The organism is Alteribacillus sp. YIM 98480 (assembly GCF_009765375.1).
In the GTDB taxonomy this organism is placed as follows: domain Bacteria; phylum Bacillota; class Bacilli; order Bacillales; family Marinococcaceae; genus Alteribacillus.
In genome coordinates this window covers 58,504-79,565 of sequence record NZ_VTOK01000006.1, presented here as the reverse complement: position 1 = coordinate 79,565, position 21,062 = coordinate 58,504, and the positions used below count along the sequence as shown (strand labels likewise).

At 40.6% G+C, this 21,062-nt stretch carries 18 protein-coding genes and 1 riboswitch; of the genes, 1 reads left to right on the top strand and 17 read right to left on the bottom strand.

Features of this window, described 5'->3' with window-relative positions; all coding sequences use genetic code 11:
* Positions 1 to 150 precede the first annotated feature (150 nt).
* From FZF09_RS09175 to purT, 16 genes are all read right to left on the bottom strand, one after another.
* Positions 151 to 1,074 (bottom strand): ABC transporter substrate-binding protein, encoded by a 924-nt coding sequence (locus tag FZF09_RS09175; protein ID WP_158736471.1) that lies wholly within the window; start codon positions 1,072 to 1,074, stop codon positions 151 to 153.
* Between the two features lie 21 nt (positions 1,075 to 1,095).
* Positions 1,096 to 2,130, bottom strand: coding sequence for a FecCD family ABC transporter permease (locus tag FZF09_RS09170; protein WP_158736296.1), 1,035 nt, complete (start codon positions 2,128 to 2,130; stop codon positions 1,096 to 1,098).
* The gene (gene cobA / locus FZF09_RS09165; RefSeq protein ID WP_158736295.1) at positions 2,120 to 2,911 is read right to left on the bottom strand and encodes a uroporphyrinogen-III C-methyltransferase; all 792 of its coding nucleotides are present in this window, start codon (positions 2,909 to 2,911) and stop codon (positions 2,120 to 2,122) included. The genes FZF09_RS09170 and cobA overlap by 11 nt, the downstream gene beginning before the upstream one ends.
* The gene (locus FZF09_RS09160; RefSeq protein WP_370514442.1) at positions 2,908 to 4,287 is read right to left on the bottom strand and encodes a cobyrinic acid a,c-diamide synthase CobB; all 1,380 of its coding nucleotides are present in this window, start codon (positions 4,285 to 4,287) and stop codon (positions 2,908 to 2,910) included. The genes cobA and FZF09_RS09160 overlap by 4 nt, the downstream gene beginning before the upstream one ends.
* 17 nt (positions 4,288 to 4,304) lie before the next feature.
* The gene (locus FZF09_RS09155) at positions 4,305 to 5,393 is read right to left on the bottom strand and encodes a cobalt-precorrin 5A hydrolase (RefSeq protein WP_158736294.1); all 1,089 of its coding nucleotides are present in this window, start codon (positions 5,391 to 5,393) and stop codon (positions 4,305 to 4,307) included.
* Positions 5,386 to 6,177, bottom strand: a complete 792-nt coding sequence (gene cobM / locus FZF09_RS09150) for a precorrin-4 C(11)-methyltransferase (protein ID WP_158736293.1) — start codon at positions 6,175 to 6,177, stop codon at positions 5,386 to 5,388. The genes FZF09_RS09155 and cobM overlap by 8 nt, the downstream gene beginning before the upstream one ends.
* Positions 6,174 to 6,902 carry a precorrin-2 C(20)-methyltransferase gene (gene cobI, locus FZF09_RS09145; protein WP_158736292.1) on the bottom strand — a complete coding sequence of 243 codons (729 nt, stop codon included), beginning with the start codon at positions 6,900 to 6,902 and terminating at the stop codon, positions 6,174 to 6,176. The genes cobM and cobI overlap by 4 nt, the downstream gene beginning before the upstream one ends.
* On the bottom strand, positions 6,899 to 8,107 hold the full coding sequence (gene cbiE / locus FZF09_RS09140) for a precorrin-6y C5,15-methyltransferase (decarboxylating) subunit CbiE (RefSeq protein ID WP_158736291.1): 1,209 nt from the start codon (positions 8,105 to 8,107) through the stop codon (positions 6,899 to 6,901). The genes cobI and cbiE overlap by 4 nt, the downstream gene beginning before the upstream one ends.
* On the bottom strand, positions 8,104 to 9,234 hold the full coding sequence (locus FZF09_RS09135) for a cobalt-precorrin-5B (C(1))-methyltransferase (protein ID WP_158736290.1): 1,131 nt from the start codon (positions 9,232 to 9,234) through the stop codon (positions 8,104 to 8,106). Before FZF09_RS09135 ends, cbiE begins: the two co-directional genes overlap by 4 nt.
* Positions 9,212 to 9,886 carry a precorrin-8X methylmutase gene (locus tag FZF09_RS09130; RefSeq protein ID WP_158736289.1) on the bottom strand — a complete coding sequence of 225 codons (675 nt, stop codon included), beginning with the start codon at positions 9,884 to 9,886 and terminating at the stop codon, positions 9,212 to 9,214. The genes FZF09_RS09135 and FZF09_RS09130 overlap by 23 nt, the downstream gene beginning before the upstream one ends.
* Positions 9,887 to 10,663 carry a precorrin-6A reductase gene (cobK, locus tag FZF09_RS09125; RefSeq protein ID WP_158736288.1) on the bottom strand — a complete coding sequence of 259 codons (777 nt, stop codon included), beginning with the start codon at positions 10,661 to 10,663 and terminating at the stop codon, positions 9,887 to 9,889.
* Positions 10,660 to 11,568: a sirohydrochlorin chelatase gene (locus tag FZF09_RS09120; protein WP_158736287.1), complete on the bottom strand. Its 909-nt coding sequence runs from the start codon at positions 11,566 to 11,568 to the stop codon at positions 10,660 to 10,662. Before FZF09_RS09120 ends, cobK begins: the two co-directional genes overlap by 4 nt.
* 13 nt (positions 11,569 to 11,581) lie before the next feature.
* The gene (cobJ, locus tag FZF09_RS09115) at positions 11,582 to 13,198 is read right to left on the bottom strand and encodes a precorrin-3B C(17)-methyltransferase (protein WP_158736286.1); all 1,617 of its coding nucleotides are present in this window, start codon (positions 13,196 to 13,198) and stop codon (positions 11,582 to 11,584) included.
* 275 nt (positions 13,199 to 13,473) lie between these two features.
* Positions 13,474 to 13,670: riboswitch (cobalamin riboswitch) on the bottom strand.
* Positions 13,671 to 14,023: 353 nt separating this feature from the next.
* Positions 14,024 to 14,221 (bottom strand): cold-shock protein, encoded by a 198-nt coding sequence (locus FZF09_RS09110; protein ID WP_091580023.1) that lies wholly within the window; start codon positions 14,219 to 14,221, stop codon positions 14,024 to 14,026.
* Positions 14,222 to 14,486: 265 nt separating this feature from the next.
* Positions 14,487 to 16,325 carry a LysM peptidoglycan-binding domain-containing protein gene (locus tag FZF09_RS09105; protein ID WP_158736285.1) on the bottom strand — a complete coding sequence of 613 codons (1,839 nt, stop codon included), beginning with the start codon at positions 16,323 to 16,325 and terminating at the stop codon, positions 14,487 to 14,489.
* Positions 16,326 to 16,380: 55 nt separating this feature from the next.
* Positions 16,381 to 17,568: a formate-dependent phosphoribosylglycinamide formyltransferase gene (gene purT / locus FZF09_RS09100; protein WP_158736284.1), complete on the bottom strand. Its 1,188-nt coding sequence runs from the start codon at positions 17,566 to 17,568 to the stop codon at positions 16,381 to 16,383.
* 672 nt (positions 17,569 to 18,240) lie between these two features.
* Here purT and FZF09_RS09095 point away from each other — a divergent pair.
* Complete coding sequence (locus tag FZF09_RS09095; RefSeq protein ID WP_158736283.1) at positions 18,241 to 19,683, top strand: NADP-dependent glyceraldehyde-3-phosphate dehydrogenase; 1,443 nt, start codon at positions 18,241 to 18,243, stop codon at positions 19,681 to 19,683.
* Between the two features lie 66 nt (positions 19,684 to 19,749).
* Here the strand turns inward: FZF09_RS09095 and FZF09_RS09090 are convergent, their stop codons facing one another.
* Positions 19,750 to 20,862 carry an S-layer homology domain-containing protein gene (locus FZF09_RS09090; RefSeq protein ID WP_158736282.1) on the bottom strand — a complete coding sequence of 371 codons (1,113 nt, stop codon included), beginning with the start codon at positions 20,860 to 20,862 and terminating at the stop codon, positions 19,750 to 19,752.
* Positions 20,863 to 21,062 lie beyond the last annotated feature (200 nt).

Sequence of the window (21,062 nt, the reverse complement as noted above, 5' to 3'; positions counted from 1 at the left end):
GAATTTCGTCAATCATTTCTATTGATACTACTCCCACAATACTCTCTTTTTATGTATATTATAAAAGAGGGTAAATTATTTTAATTAGGTTACAAAAAAGAACGTGCTGCTCTTTCAGTATTATGGAATGGAAAGTGACCACAGCTAAAGTTAATATATGCCATCAACTATTTTTTCCAATGCTTCAGGTGCTCGAATGCCTTCGGAAGCTTCAGACAACGGAATAACGGTGAAATCTTCCTCTTTCACAGCTTTCAGCTCTTTCATGACAGAATGATTGTTAAGAAAGGTTTTTTTGTCCTCAACACTTGTGTCCCCGTAATCTATAATAATTATTTCATCAGGATCTGCTTCAGCTACTTCTTCCCAGCTGACCGTTGCCCACCCTTTATTTAAATCACCAAAGATGTTTTCGGCTCCTCCGATTTCAATAAGTGTGTTTAAAAAATTCTGTCCGGCTGTTAATGGGGCAGAATCTCCGCTGTCATATACAAATACTTCTTTTTTTTCCGTATCCGGGATGTTTTTCTTTATTTCTTGAACTTTAGATTGCATTTCATTGATTAAGGTTTCAGCTGCATCTTCCTCTTGAAAAATTTTTCCTATATTTTCAATATCCTGAAAAATATCTTCGAGCTGCGGATTTTTTTTATTGGAAGACTCATGTAGGTAAGATGCAATCCCAAATTGCTCAAGCTCCTTTCGGCTGCCTGCTGCTTCATTTTGAAAGGCACTTTCCCAGCCGCCATAAATAAAATCCGGTTCTTCTGCAAGTATATTTTCTTGAGAGGGATACTGCTCCGCAAGAACAGGTACTTTTTCATACGCGTCTTTGAAATCGGGGTGAATAGCGTCATCTAAATAAGCCGTTCCAACCATACGATCTTCTAATCCTAGGGCAAGCATTATTTCTGTAACGTGCTGATTAAGAGAAATGGCACGTTCTGGAGCATTTTTTAGAATGATTTCTTCGTCTTGGTTTTCTACTTTTATTTCTTCACTATCACTTGCTGTCGTCTCTTTACTCTCAACTTGACACGCTGCTAGAAACAATAAAGAGAGTATAACGATCATTTTCTTCAATTCTTTTTCCTCCTAGACTACGTAATTACTTCTACGCAAAAGCCATATAAAAAACGGTCCTCCGCAAATAGCTGTAACAATACCAATCGGAAGCTCTTCTGGTGCCACTAGCATTCTAGCAGCAATATCTGCTAGTACCATAAATACAGCGCCAAGCATGGCACTGGCTGGGAGCAGCACACGATGATCTGCTCCAACGATGATGCGTGCCATATGAGGAATCATTAAGCCAACAAAGCCAATCGCACCGCTGAACGCTACCAGTACGCCAGTAATTAACGCAGTAATGATAATGATTACTGCTTTAAACGATTCTATATTTAATCCTAAAGACTGCGCAGTTGCATCATCTGTGACAAGTACATTTAATGAACGAAACGATTGGTGCAAAAAGCAGTAACCTAAAGCTACTACTGCTACAGGGAGCCATAACTCATCAAAAGCTGCTCCGGATAAGCTGCCAAGCATCCAGTAAAGTGCCGTTTGTATGCCTTCTTCTCGCGGATTCATCATAACAAGAAAACTCGTTAAGGCACTAAGCATCATCGAAACAGCCACTCCTGATAAAAGCAGTCTCGATACAGAAATTTTAAAACGATTTTGAGCAAGTATATAAACCGTTACTACTGTTAATAAAGCTCCTAAAAAAGCAGCTCCGGAAACGGCATACGTTCCAAAAAAAGAAAAGGCCCCCGCTAATATGACAAGCGTTGCCCCGACAGATGCACCAGAAGATACACCTAGTATGTAGGGATCGGCAAGCGGATTTTTAACGAGCGCTTGAATGGCAACTCCCACAATAGCTAGACCTGCTCCAACCGTAAGAGCTAAAATCGTTCTAGGGATACGTAAGCTCCAAACAATATGATCATAAGTTGTCATATCAGCTGGGCTATAACCTGCTGCTGCCTTCCATAACACACCAAACACATCATTGACTGGAACAGAGGCCGAACCAAGCATCAAAGAAGCAAAAAAAGATAAAAACAAGAATGCAGTTAATCCGGCAAATAAAAAAGGGATAGGTACCAGGTATTTATGTTTCATTGTGTGTAAATGCAGATAGCTCCGAGGCTATATCCGCTTCTCCAATAAACCAGCGCATGTTATCACGAAGCTGCACTACTTCGCCTACTATTATAATAGCCGGATTGCTGATCTCGGCTTTCCTTGCTTCAGAGGGAAGTGACGTTAGCGCAGCCGTTACCGTACGCTGTCTGCTTGTCGTTCCCCACTCAATAGCAGCTGCTGGAGTATCAGGAGATTGCCCGCTGTCTATTAATCTAGTAGTGATTGACTCAAGCTGATTCATACCCATATAAAACACAACTGTATCTATCCCCTTTGCTAACGCTCTCCATTGCTCTTTGTCTTGTTCATTTGGCAAATGTCCGGTTACGACAGCTAATGTCCCGCCAAAAGCACGATGTGTAACTGGAATGCCTGCATAGGCAGGTGCCGCAATACCAGAGGTGATACCAGGAATAACTTCAAAAGGAATATCTAACGATGCTAAATGAACGGCTTCTTCTCCACCGCGGCCAAAAACAAAAGGATCTCCGCCTTTTAACCGGGTTACCACTTTTCCTTCTAGTGCTTTTTCACTTAAAATGTGATTGATCTGTTCTTGGCGAAGCGTGTGGTTTTTCGGCAGTTTCCCGCAATATATCTTTTCTGCACCATGTTTTACTTCTTGTAATATTTCCTGGTTTACTAACCTGTCATACACCACAACATCAGAGATACGAAGAGTTTCAACAGCCCTTAACGTGAGGAGCTTAGGATCACCAGGCCCTGCTCCTGTTAAAAAAACGCATCCTTTTTTCATTTAACTTCCTCCCGGACGCCTTTCCATTCTGCAGCTTGCTCGACAAAACGGTTAGCAATAGAAGAATTAGATCCAAAGTGAACGTGGGTGTAACCGGCTGTAATGTTGTTTTTCACAAAACCTTCTTGACCGGATTTTCTAAGAGCTTTTACGTGATAAGCATCATTCCAATCGTCTTTCACGTCAGAAACGGAATAATGAAATTCATGGCCTTTTGCTGTGTCACCAGCTTTTAAAATAGTTGTATTTTCTAATGCAGTAATTTCACGATATCCTAAAGCGGCCAGCTTATTTTTCATTGTAACTACGGCTGGGATAAGACCGAGCATTTGGTAGCTGTTTCCGTCTGTTGTAATGATCTCTTCTGTTAAATACATGTAGCCGCCGCATTCAGCGTATACAGGCAGTCCACTTTTTATAGAGTTTCGGATGGAATGTTTCACGTCTTCTTGTTCTGCCAGTTGTTTTGCGAATTCTTCAGGAAAGCCGCCGCCAATATACAGCGCATGACTGTTTTCAGGCAAAAGTTCTCCGGCTAGCGGGCTGAAATACAATAAATTTGCCCCGTTTTCTTCTAATAGCTCAAGGTTTTCCGGGTAATAAAAGTTAAACGCTGCATCATAAGCAATCGCAATGTTTACCTTTTTGTCTGCTTGCTCTTGTTTTATAGGCTTTACCGTCCATTCAGGGGCCTGTCCTGCTATTTCCTGTATTTTTTTAAGATCAACCTGGGCTTTCATTGTTTCTCCCAGTTGTTCAAAAAAATCATCCAATTCTCCGCGTTCAATTGCTGGAATAAGTCCTAGATGACGCTCAGGAATGGCCGGCACATCTCCTTTTTTTAAATAGCCCACTACCGGAATACCGCATTCTTTTTCAATGGCTTTTTGACACAGTTTAGCATGTCCTTCACTTCCTGCTTGATTGACAATCACACCGCCAATATTAACTTCCGGAGATAACAGTTGGAATCCCTTCACAATTGCAGCAGCACTACGCGCCATTGCTCCTATATTTATAACGAGAATAATAGGTGCTTTTAGCATTTTACTGATTTCAGCCGTGCTTCCAACATCGGATTCTGGACTTTTGCCGTCATACATTCCCATAACCCCTTCAATGACAGAAATATCTGCTTCTTGGCTGCCCTGTTGGAACACGCTTTTCATCAGTTCTTCTTCTAACATCCAGCTGTCCAGGTTTCTAGAAGGTCTTTTTGTAACAGCTGTGTGATAGCTTGGATCAATATAATCGGGACCGCATTTAAACCCCTGAACGTGTAATCCTTGTTTTTTTAATGCAGCCATTAAACCGATGGAAACCGTCGTTTTACCCGCGCCGCTTCCTGTGCCAGCAATCACAATTCTTGGATTCATGTTAATTTACCTCCTTTTTATTCAAATTCCTCTTGAACAGCCACAGAAATCGTTACATTTCCTGACTTTTCTTTTTCTAGCAGCAATGTTTCATTACCGGAAGAAAGCACAGCTGCTGGTTCACTCACACCGTAAGCTCCTGTATACTTATACACGACCTCTGAAGGATTTTGGATGGGGGCACGGTTTAATTTTTCCGGTGAGTAATAATCAAAAGGCCAATTGTTCTTTTCACACACATGCAAAAGTCCTTCTTCATCTTTTTTTAGATCAATGGTAACCACTTTTTTTATAGAAGATTTACTTAGCTGCAATTTTTGAAATGTGCTGGTAATCACTTCTTCAATTTCAGCTGCTTTTGTCCCTCGGTTACAGCCGATCCCTACATGAATCACTTTAGGACGGTAAGTAACATGAGTATCGGGCAGTTTGGCTTGTTCTTCTTCAGAAAGCTCCCTATGTGTGATTAAAAGGGCCGCATTAGCGGTTTCATTTTCCGCTTCATTAATGGAAGATACTACTTTCATATGGGTCGGAAGTGGTTTAGAGGAAGGCTGCCAATTTTTTTCACCTGCCTCCTGAATAATGAGAAGCGGTTCTTCATTAACAACAGCTGCACTGGCGGGAGTGACATGGGTAAAATCCTCAATGGTCCAGCCAAAAGTTTGTCCGAAGATATCGACTGGAATGGTTCCCTGTACGTCTGAGGCCGTTGTAATGACAGGCTCAGCATGAAGCTGAGAAGCTAATTGTCTTGTTAAACTATTAGCTCCCCCTAAATGCCCGGAAAGGACACTAATGACAAACTCTCCCTTATCATCAATGACAACAACTGCCGGATCAATTTTCTTGTCTTTTAAAAGAGGGCTGATCATTCTTACAACCGCACCTAGAGAAATAATCATGACAATTCCGTCATATTTTTCAAACCAAGCCGGCAGCTGTTTGCGGACAGATCCTTCAAAAAGAGTGAAACCTTTTTCTTTTTCGTCTCCTTTTTCAAACTTGCTCATATAAAACACATCTACTTGAGGGGACCCTTTATGAATGTGACGAGCTAATTCGGTACCATGTTTAGTGATAGCAGCAACCGCTATTTTATTCATGGGCGCTTACACCCTTTCGGTAGCCATGTGTAAATGTTTTATCATACAATTTGGATTCATAAGTCCCGCTTTGAATGAGTTCTTTATCTGCCGCTTTACTGATGATCACCATTGCTTGTTTTGTAATTCCGTTTGCACGCATGTCTTCATGAAGATTTCCAAGCGTTGTACGGACTACTTTTTCATCGGGCCAGCTTGCTTTGTATACAACAACCGCAGCATCTTCTTGTGTCCAGCCAGCTTCAAGAAACTCACGAACTACTTTTTTAATCAAAGTCGCACTTAGAAACAGAGCAATACTGCACTGGTGGCTGGCAAGATCAACCAGTTTTTCTTTATCCGGCATTGGGGTGCGCCCTTCTGCTCTTGTTAAAATGACGGTTTGTGTTAATTCAGGTACAGTCAGTTCCAGACCGGCGCTTGCTGCAGCGGCAAAAGCAGAGCTCACTCCGGGAACGATTTCTGCTTCTACACCTTCTTCGGTGAGCTTTTTCATTTGTTCTAATATAGCGCCATAAACGGTTGGATCCCCAGTGTGAACCCGAGCTGTTTTTTTGCCATCCTTTGCAGCTTCTACCATCACTTGTACAATTTCTTCCAAATCCATTCCTGCACTTTTTTGTACAACAGCTTCTGGTTTAATGTTTTTGAAAAGGTCAGGATTAACAAGAGAATCCGTATAAAGAATAAGGTCTGCTTCTTCAATGAGACGTTTTCCTTTTACGGTAACAAGTTCAGGATCCCCTGGTCCTGCCCCGATAATATAAACCATTGGTTCAGTCATGTCAGCACCTCTTTCTTCTCTTTTCGCACCATCATTAATGTTAAATATTCAAGTTCTGCTGTTTTAAGTTCGGCCACGTTTTTCCAAATCCATTCTTCTTTGGACGTCACTTTTGTGGCTACCGCTGCTGAATCTGCCAGTCCTAATTCTTCAAGTAAGCTGATCATCATCGGCAGTACTTTCGCCACTTTGATAAATACAATCCCGTCATGCTGCAACAGTGCTTGCTTCATTTTATCGCGGTCTTCTGTTGCGGGCACAATTGCAGTCCATTCATCACCATCTGCAAGCGGAACCATAATATTGGAAGAAATCGCAGTTATAGAAGAGATCCCTGGGATGGAAGTAATTTCAACTTCGGGGTAATGTTTTTTTACGGTTTTCCATAAATGAATAAACGTACTGTAAAGCATTGGGTCTCCTTCTGTGACAAATGCCACATTTTTGCCCATTTTCACTTGTTCAAATAAAGTTACAGCGATTTGGTTCCACTCTCTTTCTAGTATTTCTTTATCTTTTGTCATCGGAAAGACGAGACCAATTTTTTCTTTAATCATGTGTTCATAAGGTTCAATTATTTGATAAGCATAACTTTTTGCGCCTTTTCGTTTTCGCGGGTACGCTACGACATCCGCTTCTTTTAAAGCACGATACGCTTTAATCGTCAAAAGTTCCGGGTCCCCCGGTCCAACTCCTGTACCAATAATTTTTCCGTAACGGCTCATTCTGTCATCTCCTTTGGTTTCGCTGTAATAATATAAACTGGGTTCAATCCTTCAAAACGTGTCATATGTAAAATAGGTTTACTGCGTGCAAGATGAGCCATGGTTATATCCACGTCACAGCCAAGTTGTTTAAAAATGTCCTGGGCTTCATGCAGTGTCTCAATCGTAGCTGCGTTCAAAACGATTCTGCCATGCGGCTGCATTTTTTCCACACATAATGTCAGCAATTTATTGATGTTTCCGCCCGTACCTCCTAAAAACACGGCATCAGGAGCAGGCCATTCTTCCATATTTTCAGGAGCTTTTCCGTGATGTAAGTGTATATCAGCACGCAGGACAGCAGCGTTTTCTTTCGCATACGCGAGGTCCGCTTCATTTTTTTCTATTGCGTAAACACTGCCCTCTGTACATATATGAGCGGCTTCAATAGCAACTGATCCTGTGCATGTCCCAATATCCCAGACTGTACTGTCTTTTTTTAAGTTTAAAGCAGAAAGACTTAACACCCGCACTTCTTTTTTTGTAATCAACCCTTTATCTGGCTTGCGCTGTTTGAACAAATCATCGGCAATACCAATAGATGGCTTTGGTTTAGGGTTTTCTGCTTTTAAAATAACAACATTTAACGGTTCTGCCTCATAGCCCGCTGCTTCTTCAAGCGAAAACCATTGTACTTTTTCGTTTTTACCACCAAGATGTTCAGCAATACAGATCTCGTATTCTTTCATCCCGTAATCCAGCAAGTATCGGGCCAGCACAGCTGGATTGTTTTTTTTATCAGTTAATAAACATACTTTCTTCTGTCCCGCAATTTTTTGGGCCAGACCCTTTAATGTTCTGCCATGAACACTAAGAAATTTTGCATCCTGCCAGCTTTCTTTTATTCTTGCAAAAGCAAGTTGAAGCGAGCTTAAAGCAGGATAAGTTGTGACATCAGGAAGTTTTTTAGAAAGGTAAGCACCTATTCCGTAAAAAAGCGGATCTCCAGAAGCGAGAACAACAGTATCTTTTGGATTGTTCTCCCAGCCGTCAATTTTCTGTTTTAAACCTCCCTCCAGCACGACTTTTTCACCTTTATATTCTGGAAAAAAAGAAAGCTGGCGATGTCCTCCTGCTAAACGCTCACTGTTATAGATCCACTCATGATAAAGCGGCAGAAGGCCTTCTTTTCCGTCTTCTCCAATACCAATTACCTTAATCGTCATGCCTGTTTCCCTTCTTTCTCTTCAAGCGGTCCTTCATAAACGACTCGAGCGAGCAGATCATTTTTCATCGTCATTAAAATAACCTCAACTTCTATTCCTCCGCCTGCATGCTCATAACCTGATTTAGCTGCACGTTCGCACAAAAGGGAAAAGAAGTCATCCAAACCTGCTTCTTTCATAACATTACCGGCTTCTGTTGCCGTATTGGCATTTTCTACTTCTTGCTGCAGCTTCTCATCAGCACCTGCTTGTGCAGCCAATTCTTTTAAAAATCCAAAATCGACCGGCGCACTTTTTGAATGTACCATCATAATTCCTTGCGCCACTTTTGAAAATTTCCCCATCATTCCAACAAGGGTTACCCTTTTTCTTCTTTTTGCTTTGCACTGTTTTAAGCTGAATCCAACAAAGTCTCCCATTTCTACAAACGCTTCTTCTCGCAGCTCTGGGAATAACGTAATCGCATATTTTTCACTTCGCCCGCCGGTTGAAAGTATTATATGTTCGCAGCTGCTTTCAGAAGCTACACTTATTGCTTGTGCAATGCTTGCTTTAAATGCAGCAGTAGAAAAAGGAACCACTGTGCCGCGTGTACCGAGAATAGAAATTCCTCCGATGATGCCCAGCCTTCCATTCATGGTTTGTTCTGCAATGGTTTCCCCTTCAGGGACAGAAATAATAATTTCAGCTCCTGCATGTTTTGTTTCGCCAAGAACTTCCTTCGCCATTTCTGTTATCATTTTTCGCGGCACCGGGTTTATTGCAGCTTCACCTACAGGAACGGGAAGGCCGGTTTTGGTCACACGTCCAACCCCTTTGCCCCCGTCTATGACTAACTCATCATTCCACTTTACTGACGCTATAATTTCAGCTTGGTGTGTAGCATCAGGATCATCACCTGCATCTTTAATAATGCTTGCTTGCGCCGATTCCGTATCGTATTCTATATCTTTCATATGAAAGGTCACACGCTCTCCGATTGGAAGCGTAATTTCTACTGTCATAATCTTTGTTTGAGAAGCCAAGCTTAGCATCGCTGCTTTTGCTGCAGCTGTCGCATTGGCTCCTGTCGTATACCCATATCGTAAATCTTTCGGGTCTTTTTTAGGTGCGGATTTTTTCTTCATGAGCCACCTGTTCTTCTGCGATACGGATAAGCGCATTTACAGCAGCAACGGTTACGGGACTGCCGCCTTTTCTTCCCAAATTTGTAATATGAGGAATGTCCAATTTAGCTAGCTCTTCTTTCGACTCTTGCGCGGAAACAAATCCCACCGGCATTCCAATCACCAGCCCGGGATTAGCTTCTCCACTTTTCACAAGACGAATAAGTTCCAAAAGAGCAGTTGGTGCATTCCCAATGGCAAATACGGCTCCATCCGCCTGTTTGATCGCTTTTCGGGTGGAGACAATCGCACGGGTCGTATTTAAACGCTTCGCTTCTTCAATCACATCTGGATCGGATATATAAACATTTACGTCTCCGCCGAATTTTTTGAGCTTCGGTTTGCTGATCCCCGCTTGTATCATTTGTACATCTGCTACTATTCCTTTGCCTGAGCGGATTGCAGCTACGCCTGCTCGTACAGCATCAGGGTGAAATTGTACACTTCTTCCTAATTCAAAATCAGCAGAAGCATGAATGATACGCTGAACAACAGGATATTGCTCTTTTGTAAAAGAGTGTTCTCCGATCTCTTCTGTAATCATTTCAAAGCTTTTTCCTTCAATTTCAGTTGGCTGCACTGTTAGTGGTTTAAATTCGGTTGAAAAATCCATTTACTGCTCCTCCTTTATTAGTAAACCTCGAAGATAATCGAGTACTTCCTCAGGGTAATCTGTCACTTTTTCATAATCTACATTAGGTCTTTTAATTAAAATCACTTCTAAATCAAGGTCAAGTGCTGCGGTTACTTTTTCATCAAATGATCCTTGTTTACCGCTTTCTTTTGTAACGACAACATCGACATCAAACTGCTTGTACAAAGCATGATTAAGTTCTTTTGAAAAAGGGCCTTGCATCGCCACAATATCTTTTTGAGCTATACCAAGCTCTTTGCATTTTTCCATGTTTTCTAAGCGCGGAAGCATACGGCAGATCATTCTTACATTTTCGTCTTTCACAAGTTTTTCAGCAAAAACGCTTAATGTTTTGCTTCCTGTTGTAAGAAAAACGGTGCCGCCTTTTTCAGCTGCTTTCTCGGCTGCTTCTTCATAAGAATTTACTTTGTTTACTTTTTTATCGTAGGTATGAATCGAACTTCGCTCATAGCGAATATATGGAATACCAGCTTCTTCGGCAGATTGTATCGCATGGCGGGAAGCGTCTTCTGCAAACGGATGAGAGGCATCGACTACCACTCTGGCCGTGTTTTCTTTTAACACTGACGTCATTTGATCTGCTGATAACCGTCCCGTTCTTGCCTTGATCCCGCTTGCTTCCAGTTTATCAGCAGCTTCTTCTGTTACAACCGACGCTAAAAGAGAGTGTCCATCTTGTTTTATCTTTTCAGCCAGTTCTTTTGCATCACTTGTGCCTGCGAGCATAAATATCATGGCTGTTCTCCTTTCACCGCTTGAACTGCATCTTCATTGTCCTCATTATGACTATGAGGATGATCATGATCGTGTTCATGATGATGGTGATGATCAATTCCCATATGTTCTATGGCAAACAGTCTGTATTGACACATGTCACAATTTAAGCTGGCATTTCCTTGAAGTGCTTCTTTCGCTCTTTCTTCCAAGATGATTTCAAGCCGAGGATGAAAGCCAATTGGTTTCGTCATAGAAAAATCCAAATCTGGATATTCGGTTTCAAAGGCAGATAGTTTCTCATCCATTCGATCTACTAAAATACCGCTGAAGAAAAAGTACGGAACCATGATTATTTTCTTCGCTCCAAGTCGTGAAAGCCGGTTCACCCCTTCTTCTACCGTTGGTTTAGTAACACCGATATAAGAGATTTCTGCTAACTGATGATTTAATTTTTCGGAAAGCAGCCGGGAGAGTTTAAACAATTCACTATTAGCATCTGCATCACTGCTGCCTCGGCCGACAAGGAGAACGGCGGTGTCCACATCTCCTTCTTCTGGCAGCCCGGTTTCATCTGTTAACTTTCCCTGTAAAATATTTACCATTTCTGGGTGAATTCCAATTGGCCGTCCGTAAGTAAAACGAACGTTTGGATATTTTTCTTTCGCTTCATCCATTGCATGAGGGATATGAATTTTGGAATGTCCTGCTGGGAAAAACATAATAGGTACCAATGCAACATTATCGGCTCCTCGTTTAACACACGCGTCAATGCCATCTGATATCGTTGGCGCCGCAAATTCTAAAAACCCCGTTTCAACAATTGGTACGTCTATGGTCTGTTTTACTTTCTCTACAAACGATAATATATTCTCGTTTCCTTCTCGTTTACGGCTTCCGTGGCCAATAAAAAGTACGGCTTTCATTAGCTTCCTCCCTCTATTCGCATGGATTGTCCACTTTGACAGGTTCCGGCATCTCTTGATATTGGAAACCTTGGATATTTTGTATGCGTTTAAAAAATTTGTGAAACCTTTCGTTTGGCAGCCCTTTTTCTCTATATTCTTCAATGACGTTTACCATCGTCTCCACTAGCTTATCTGGGGAAAGACCTTCCGCTACGGGCTGGCCGGTGTGAGCATTTCGTCCGGTTGTTTTGGCGCCTAGAAATAAGTCAAACGCCCCTCTTCGGTAAATGATCCCAATATCATCAGTGACCGCTCCATAACAAGCCATTCCGCAGCCGTTAAACCCTATATTCATTACTTTAGGAACTTTCAAACCGCCCAGTTTATCTTGTAATTCTTCTGCATATGGGATACCGTCTTTCTTTTCTCCGTCACAAAAGTCACATGCTTTCACATGTATGACATCTCCAACAGGGGAAATCAGCCACCCGTCCTGTTCAAGCTTTCTTGTAATCGTCTGCGGCTCATCCGTTTCTAGAGACACCTGCAAATAGTGACTGGTTGTATAGGAAACTTCCCCCTTCTCACCAATTACCTCTGCTAAAAATGCGAGCTGCTTTGCATTCACTTTTTTATTCCAAACACCTGGAGATACAGCAAATTCAAAAACAGCCGTTTGTTTAAAAATTGGACTTTCATTTGCCGGTTTTTCAGGAGCTTCCCCTGTTACAGCGAAAAGGGCTTCCTCAGCTAGTTCAACTGAATTCATGGGTGATGGTTTTGGGTTTACAGATGAATCCACTTTCTCGTCTTTTCCGCCATGCATTGCCCAAGGTTCAGCTTCACGTTTCAGTCGCTGTGCTGGCTTTAAAGGCTGTTTTTCTTCTCCTAACGTATATTTTCGTTGATATCCTCGCGGAGTGATCATTTTTCCATCATAGTAAAACGTAGAATTATTTCCGATAATGACCGTTGTCAGCATTCCAATTTCATACTCAAGCATATGTTCAAGGTCCGTCATAACAATATGCTGTCTTTCTCGAAAAGCACTTTTCACAAGACCTACTGGTGTTTTCGGGTCACGGTGTTCTAATAGTATCCGCTGCGTTTCCTCTATTTGGCGCGTTCGTTTACCGCTTTTCGGGTTATAAAGAGCGATAATAAAATCTGCTTTTGCTGCTGCTTCCACTCTTGTCATAATGAGTTCCCAAGGAGTTAGATGGTCGCTGAGGCTGATAGTACAAGCATCATGCATCACCGGAGCACCTAGAAGGGAAGCACAAGAATTAATTGCTGAAACGCCAGGAATAATTTCGACACTAATTCCTTCATCTTCTTTCCAGCCTTTTTCGATTAACACTTCGTAAACAAGACCAGCCATCCCGTATAAACCAGCATCTCCACTCGATATAACCGAGACTTTTTTTCCGTTTTCGGCTTGCTTGACAGCTTCTTGGGCTCTGCTTACTTCTTCTGTCATCCCTGTACGCACTAGCTCTTTCCCTTGTATTAAATGGCTGACGAGATCCATATACGTTTTGTAGCCAATGACACTATCAGAGTCTACAATTGCTTCTTTTGCCCGGTGTGTCATATGGGCTTCATCACCTGGACCAAAGCCAACTACAAATATCTTTCCGGCTGTCATACGTATCATCCTTTCATGGGTACTTTAGGAAAGTTTACTTTGTTAAAGGATCAAAGTATAAGAAAAACTAGGACTTCCACCATAAGGACTCGGCGGCAAGTCAAGTTTATCTAATAGAATTAGTAAAAGTTTATGAAAAATAAAAAAGCATCTTCAACACTTCATGGAGAATGTTAAAGATGCTTAGTATTCACGAGATTAATAGGTTGCGCCTGCTGTCAAACAGAGCAGTGAAACCCACGCACTTTAACACCTCCCTATGACCCGTAGGTTAAACGATGTTGTTGAAAAAGGTAGGTCTCCTGGCTCCTGGTTTTCATCAACTTATCCTTCCCTCCGGTTTATGAAGCCGAAAGTGGTTTAGCAAGCAGACACCCAGTTACAGTGGCGGGACCGCGCCGGTTTTTCACCGGACTTCCCTATTAAGAAAACAGTTTCATAGACTGTTTTCACCTTTTCCCAATATGTAGTTTTTTATGATTATGAATATTAGTCTATACAAAACAGACTAGAATAAATTTCTATTACTGTCAATCCTATTTTGCGCTTTGTTTATTTCTGCCGACTCTAAAATGGTATTTATCAGAAAAGCGTAAGCGCCCTGGTCAGCCGCGACAGGTTCTGGAGCTTTCGAGCAGGGTCGCCTGCGGCCCGGAGTCGAAAGGGAAGAAACCCCGAGCGGCTGGGCGGTAAAGCTAGACATCAAAAACGCCAAATATTTATCACTTCTTACCTTATAAAATAAAACCACCAAATAAAGCTTTGGTGGTTTGTATCCGAGTAGATGTTCACATATATATGCTTGTATATGCTTGATTTGGTGTATTATTTTTGTACGTTAGCTGCTTGTGGTCCGCGCTGACCGTCCACAATGTCAAAAGAAACGCTTTGTCCTTCTTCTAAAGTTTTAAACCCTTCGTCTTGAATAGCAGAGAAGTGTACGAATACATCGTCAGCACCTTCACGTTCAATAAATCCAAATCCTTTTTCTGCGTTAAACCATTTTACTGTACCTTGTTCCATGTTCCATTTCCTCCTTGTGTGTTTTAAAACACACAACATTTATTCTTAAATCTTGTTCTACTCTGCGGTAAGACGAAATAGGTTATCCCTTTTTCTAACTTTAAGAAGCATGAACAAACTTAAGTAAATTCACTTTACCATGTTTTTCAAATGAATGCAAGAACGCTCATTAAAAAACTTGTTGTAATGAATATCCAATATTACTTTTCATTTTTAAAATAAACATTAGTCATAAAGTAGTTCATTAACATACTTAACGATAATTTTACGTATTTATAAAAGCTAATGTAGAAACGAGTTCGTGGATTTCATCCTTGCTTGCCCATAGAATAAAGTAATTGTATTGCTCCCCTTGTATATAAACCGGAGAAGGATATCTTACAATGAAAGCAGCTTGCTCTTCTAGTTCAAGAGGTTGATCACTAGATGGAAAAATGAAACAAGCTTCTTGAGAATGTTTCTCTGTTTTTATGATCTGAGGTCGCGAGCCGTAGGGCATTAAGGAATGAAAAGCCTCATTTCTGCAAACTTCTTTTATATCTGGGCCGGCAGAAATAGCAGCAATCTGGAAAAAACCATCTTCTCCCTCATAGCGTTCTGGAGTCACTTTATGCCAATTTAATGGGTATTCAAAGCTTACATTATAAGTTTCATTATAATATGTTTTTCTTGGCAGACTAATAGGTTGTGGAGACCATTGAAAAGAAGTAATTCTTATACCAGCTGTTAGGGCAATAGGTACTGGATGAGAAAGATCTAGATACCACATTTCTCCGGCAAATAATTGTTCGGCTTTACAACCAGAAAGATAAGCAATTTTTTTGCTGTCATAAGACCAGGTCACCGGCGTTGCAAAACAATCAGAAATTGCCCATGTACGATCATTCTCCCCTCTTTTCCCTGCAGTTCGGATAAGTGAAAAATTTCCCTTTTCAGAAAAAGCAGTAGCACTATACCCTATTCTAGCAGCATCTGGTGACCATTCAGGGTAATAATTTTTAGCTAATGGACCGCCTCTAACTTCAAATAATTCACCAGACGTCAAGTCTATACTATAAATAATAGAGATACTAACTCCAGGGGAAGTATACAAAGCAAAACGCCCATCAGGGGACAAGCGAACATTATGAAGCGGAAAATCTTGATTTTGCGTAATTTGTTGTTTACTCGTGCCATCTGTTTTCATGCGAAATAACTGGCTGATACCTGACTCATCAGGGGCTTGAAAAAGGATCTCCTCCCCGCTTGGAAACCACTGTACATCACTTGCACCAGGCTCTGGTATGCTTTGAGCCTGATGAGAAATCACATTATATAATACAATGTAATCATGTTTTGTATAAGCAAGCATTTGGCTGTTTGGAGACCAATGTAAAGTAAAAAGGGTTTCTACTTCAAATTGATCGATCAAGGCCGCCTTACCACTTTCTAGATAAAGTACATAAATGAATCGGTTTTCACCTGTAAAAGCAATGCGAGTACTGTCAGGCGCCCAAATAGGTTCACTAAAAGAAGCTCCTAATCTTCTCGTTAGTTGAACGTGCTTACCATTAGATAACGAGTAAAGCCAGATATCGAAAATACCACTTTTATCAGATGTATAAGCTATTAATCCATCAGTTCCGGGTGGAGCAAAAGGAATCATTATTCTCATCCCAGGTATAATTTCAACAGATGGCAGCTGGTTGACCTGTCTAATTAATTCAGGTCTGCTATGCCCTGCTGTTACTACATTAAACCTTCTAGCTATCTGAAAAAGGGTATCTCCTGGCTGTACTGTATAATAAGGTACCCCAGCCGGGATAGAAAGCAATTGGCCAGGATAAATGAAATAAGGTGCCTGCAAACTATTAGCTTTTATAATGACAGACATAGGTACACCATAAAATTGAGATATTTGATATATAGTTTCACCAGTATCCACCCTGTAAGAGGTAACCCCTGGCGGAATAGATAGCTGCTGCCCTGGAAATAACATATCAGGAATGGTTACATTATTTGCAGCTATAACTGTTTCAATAGGAAGTGCCCACCTTCTGGCTATGTTATACAAAGTATCTCCTGGACGGACCGTGTAAAAATGCTGTAATGGTAGTTCTTGCAAAAAATCCCCCCCTGCCTATACGTATTCACATAGGCAAGAGGAGATTCGAACAATATTACGTTGAGTGATTATCTATAATGTTTATATAAGAAACTGCCTCATTGGCTTTCTTTCTCGCAGCCTCGACTGTATCTGCCGAGCTAAGTACGACTCCCATCCTTCTTCCTGGTTTAGCAGTCGGCTTTCCAAACAGCCTTACTTGTGTCCGCGGTACATGTAAAGCCTTTTCCATTCCACTTATTTGATAAGCATTGCTTTCATTTTTAGCTTTTATTGTCCGGGTGGCCCCGCTGTTCACAAGATGAACATCATCAATTGGAAAACCTAACAACGCTCGTACATGAAGAGCAAATTCAGACAAATCCTGGGTTGTCATCGTCACCATGCCAGTATCATGGGGGCGAGGAGAAACTTCATTGAAAAATATTCGTTCAGGGGTGATAAATAATTCAACCCCAAAAATGCCATAACCACCTAATGAATCTGTAATTTTTTTTGCAATTTCTTCTGCTTCTTTTAATTGTTCCTCAGCAATGTCAGCTGGCTGCCACGACTCAACATAATCCCCATCCTTTTGAACATGGCCAATCGGTGCACAGAAGGCAGTCCCACTCACAGAGCGAACGGTTAGCAAAGTAATTTCGGCCTCAAACGGAATAAGCTCTTCAACGATCACTCGAGAATTTTTACCTCTTCCGCTTTCAATAGCCTCATTCCATGCACTTTCAAATTCCATGGTAGATCGGCAAATACTCTGGCCTTTACCTGACGAACTCATTACCGGTTTGATAACACATGGCGTGCCTATATTTTCAACTGCCACTTTTAATTCCTCTATATTATTTGCAAAAGTATATTTTGCTGTAGGTAAATTCAGTTCTTTACAAGCTAGCTCCCTTATTCCTTCTCGGTCCATGGTTAATTTCGTTGCAAAAGCAGCCGGAATAACAGTATAGCCTTTTTCTTCATATTCTTTTAATGTTGCTGTATCTATCGCTTCGATTTCAGGCACGATATAACTTGGCTTTTCTTTTTCAATAACACCTTGGAGTTCTTTTTTAGATAACATATTAATCGTATAAAATTTATGGGCCACTTGCATACCAGGAGCATCTTCGTATTGATCAACAGCAATTGTTTCTACGCCTAAACGCTGGGCTTCTATAATAACTTCTTTTCCAAGTTCCCCTGCTCCAAGAATCATTATTTTTTTTGCATCTTCTTTTAATGGTGCTCCAAACATCTCTCTCACTCCTCTATGATTATAATACGAATGTTTTTATTAATATAAATATTTTTATTCGCTTTTAAATGTATCACACCTTTATTTTAACTTCAAAACCCTCTGAATTTATTTGAAAAATCCGTACAATATATAGGTCATTATTTATTTTTCATCTTTTTCTGCAACCGGTTTATATTTTTGCTGAGAAAAATCCACTCCCAACATTCTGTTATACTTTATTTTTTATTCTGTTATACTTTATTTGTTTTATTTCAAAATAGTTCTATTTATTATTCTAGTTTAGGATTACTATTGAAAATCTCTTCTACACAATCCTTTTTTAAACCATTACCTTCAAAAATATTTTTATGGAATATATCACCAAATATATCAGGTTAAAGTTATTTTTTTCCTTTTTTTAAGATCTTTTTACATTATTAAACCTTAAATATTAAGTCTTATTAACCATTACTTTAGTACCTTATTTTAAGTTTTTTGAAAAAATTGATTTTACTGAACTTTATTGTAACGCTTTCATTCCCTTTGTTGACGAGAGTTAGATCACATAAGCAGGAAAATTAACTTTTTCGGCAACTTTTGTTAAGGTATATAACAAGCTCCAAAACTGATACAGAAAAAATTCATAACTAGTACAGCAAAACACATTTTATAGCGGAGGTCTTTATGTTAATGAATAGTGTAAAAACAGAACAAAAAAATATTCTTTTAAATGGTGAATGGAAAGAAAGCGAAAATGGAAACCGTATCACCTTATATTCCCCAGCAATGGGCGAAGAAATCGGAAGTGTTCCAGCGCTTTCAGAAAAGGAAGTAGATGAAGCAGTAAAAACTGCAAATGCAGCGCAAAAAGATTGGAAAAACACCCCACTTCATGAGAGAAAACAATTACTATACCGCTGGGCTGATAATCTCGTAGAAAACAAAGAGAAAATCGGCTCTATGATTATGCATGAAGTGGCTAAGAAAAAATCATCTGCCATTGATGAAGTGGTGCGTACAGCAGACTTAATCCGTCACACGGCCGAAGAAGCGTGCCGCATCACCGGAGATCTTCTTACTGGAGACAGCTATAATGGCGGTTCACCTAAGAAAATTGCACAGGTCAATCGCGTTCCCTTAGGTGTGGTTCTTGCTATTGCCCCATTTAATTATCCGGTCAATCTTTCAGCATCTAAAATAGCTCCTGCTCTTATGATGGGCAACGGTATAGTCTTTAAACCAGCAACACAAGGCTCTTTAAGTGGAATTATGATGATTGAAGAACTCGACAAAGCAGGTTTGCCTGAAGGGCTTGTAAATATTGCCACAGGCCGTGGATCTGAAATCGGCGATGCGCTTGTTACCAACCCTGGAATTAATCAAATTTCCTTTACAGGCGGTTCTGAAACAGGCATGAATATGGCGAAAAAAGCAAGCATGGTTCCAATGGTGCTAGAACTTGGCGGTAAAGATCCTGCTATTGTTCTTGAGGATGCAGACCTGGATAAGGCAGCAAAAGAAATTGCAGCAGGTGCATTTTCTTATTCTGGACAACGCTGCACTGCAATCAAAAGAGTGCTCGTAAAAGAAGACACCGCGGATGAGCTCGTTGCGAAGATTAAAGAAAAGGCAGAAGAACTGAAAGTCGGACAGCCAGAAGAAAATGCAGATATTACTCCTCTTATTAATAAAAAAAGTGCAGACTATGTACAAGGGCTGATTGATGATGCGATAGACAAAGGTGCGGAAGTTATTACTGGGGATGATAGAAACGGCAGTCTATTGGCCCCTACTTTGTTAGATAAAGTAACAACTGAATCACGCGTTGCTTGGGAAGAACCTTTTGGACCAGTCTTGCCAATCATTCGAGTTAAATCAGAAGAAGAAGCTGTCCAAATTGCGAACGAATCAGAATACGGTTTGCAAGCAAGCGTATTTACACAAGATATAGACGCCGCCAACCGTATAGCTGATCAATTAGAAGTAGGGAGCGTTCAGCTGAACGGCAAAACTTCCCGTGGTCCAGACCATTTCCCTTTCTTAGGGGTGAAACAATCTGGACAAGGAGTTCAGGGTGTGCGCTATAGTCTCCTTTCTTTAAGCCGAGAAAAAGTTAAAGTTTTTAACGGATAACTGCCAAACTCATAAGGTATTAATGAAGCCCCCGTTCTGTAAGAAGGTCGGGGGCTCATTTTTCTTTTATTGTTCAATAACGCGAACGGCTCCTGTATAGTATTTTTTCCAGTAATCTGTGAATGCCGTGTAATCTACACCTTTACTTCGCGTAGCGTGGAGAAGTGTTTCTTCATTTATAAAAACAGCTACATGGTTAATACCTTCATCTTCGTTTGTGTCAAAAAACACTAAATCACCTGTTTGAAGCTCTTCTTGTTCTATTTTTTCACCTGCCTGAAATTGACTTCTGGACGTTCTCGGCAAGGTTATCCCTATCTCCCCATAAATCTTTTTCGTAAATGAAGAACAATCAAAAAACTCTGTGCTAGACGGGTCTGCACCAAAAAGGTATTCTGCGCCTTGATACGATTCACCGTGACGAATCAATTCTTTTATTTTCTCTTCGTTACCTTCTGCATAAATGAACGTATCTTTTGACATTTTACTTTGTGGATTTGCAAGAAGTTTTTTATACGTTCGGTCGAGTACTGTTGCCATCTGAGCTCTTGTAATAGAAACAGAAGGCTGGAACTCTCCGTTACTGGAACCCGAAAAAATGCCATATTTCTCTGCTGCAACAGCATATCCAGCAGCATCTTTCGGAATTTCTTCCTTGTCCTTAAATGTGACATCAGCTGACATTAGTTCCTGTGCTTCCTCTTCATATCCTAGCGCTCTAATCAAAACACTAGCTACCCAAAGCCGCTCAGCTGGTTTATTTGGATCTAAACGTTCACCATTTTCATAAAGAAGCCCTTCTTCTATGGCTACAAGCACATAACCTTTAGCCCATTGGTTGCGCTCTTTGCCAAAATAGTTTTCTGCATCTTTAAAATCAACCGGAGTACTGAAATCTTTTGCATTTGCTTCCTCTTCAAGTCCTAGCAGTCTTACAGCAGTTATAATAGTCTGCATACGCGTAATTGAATTACTCGGGCGAAACGTTCCGTCTGCATATCCTTGAAAAATGTCCAATGTCCGCATACGATCAATTTCGTTATAAGCCCAATATGCAGAACTAATATCAGTAAACACCGATTCTTCTCCTTGAGTGGCAGACAAATGGCTATCTGCATTTACAGCAACCGGAGTGCTCCACAATAGAGCAGCTGCCATAATTAATATATGTCTCTTCATTTTCTTCTCCTGTCTGAAAGAATGGCTTTCAAAACGAAGCCATCTAATCTATTAATCTAGTTGTGAGCTAAATTTATTATAGAAGGTTTTTAGAAAAATTCAACGTATTTTATAGAAAAATTTTCAAAAACTTAGAGATAATAGCAAAACGAGCATAGGATATTTCCCTGCTCGTTTTTTTAAACCATTATTGTTTTTTT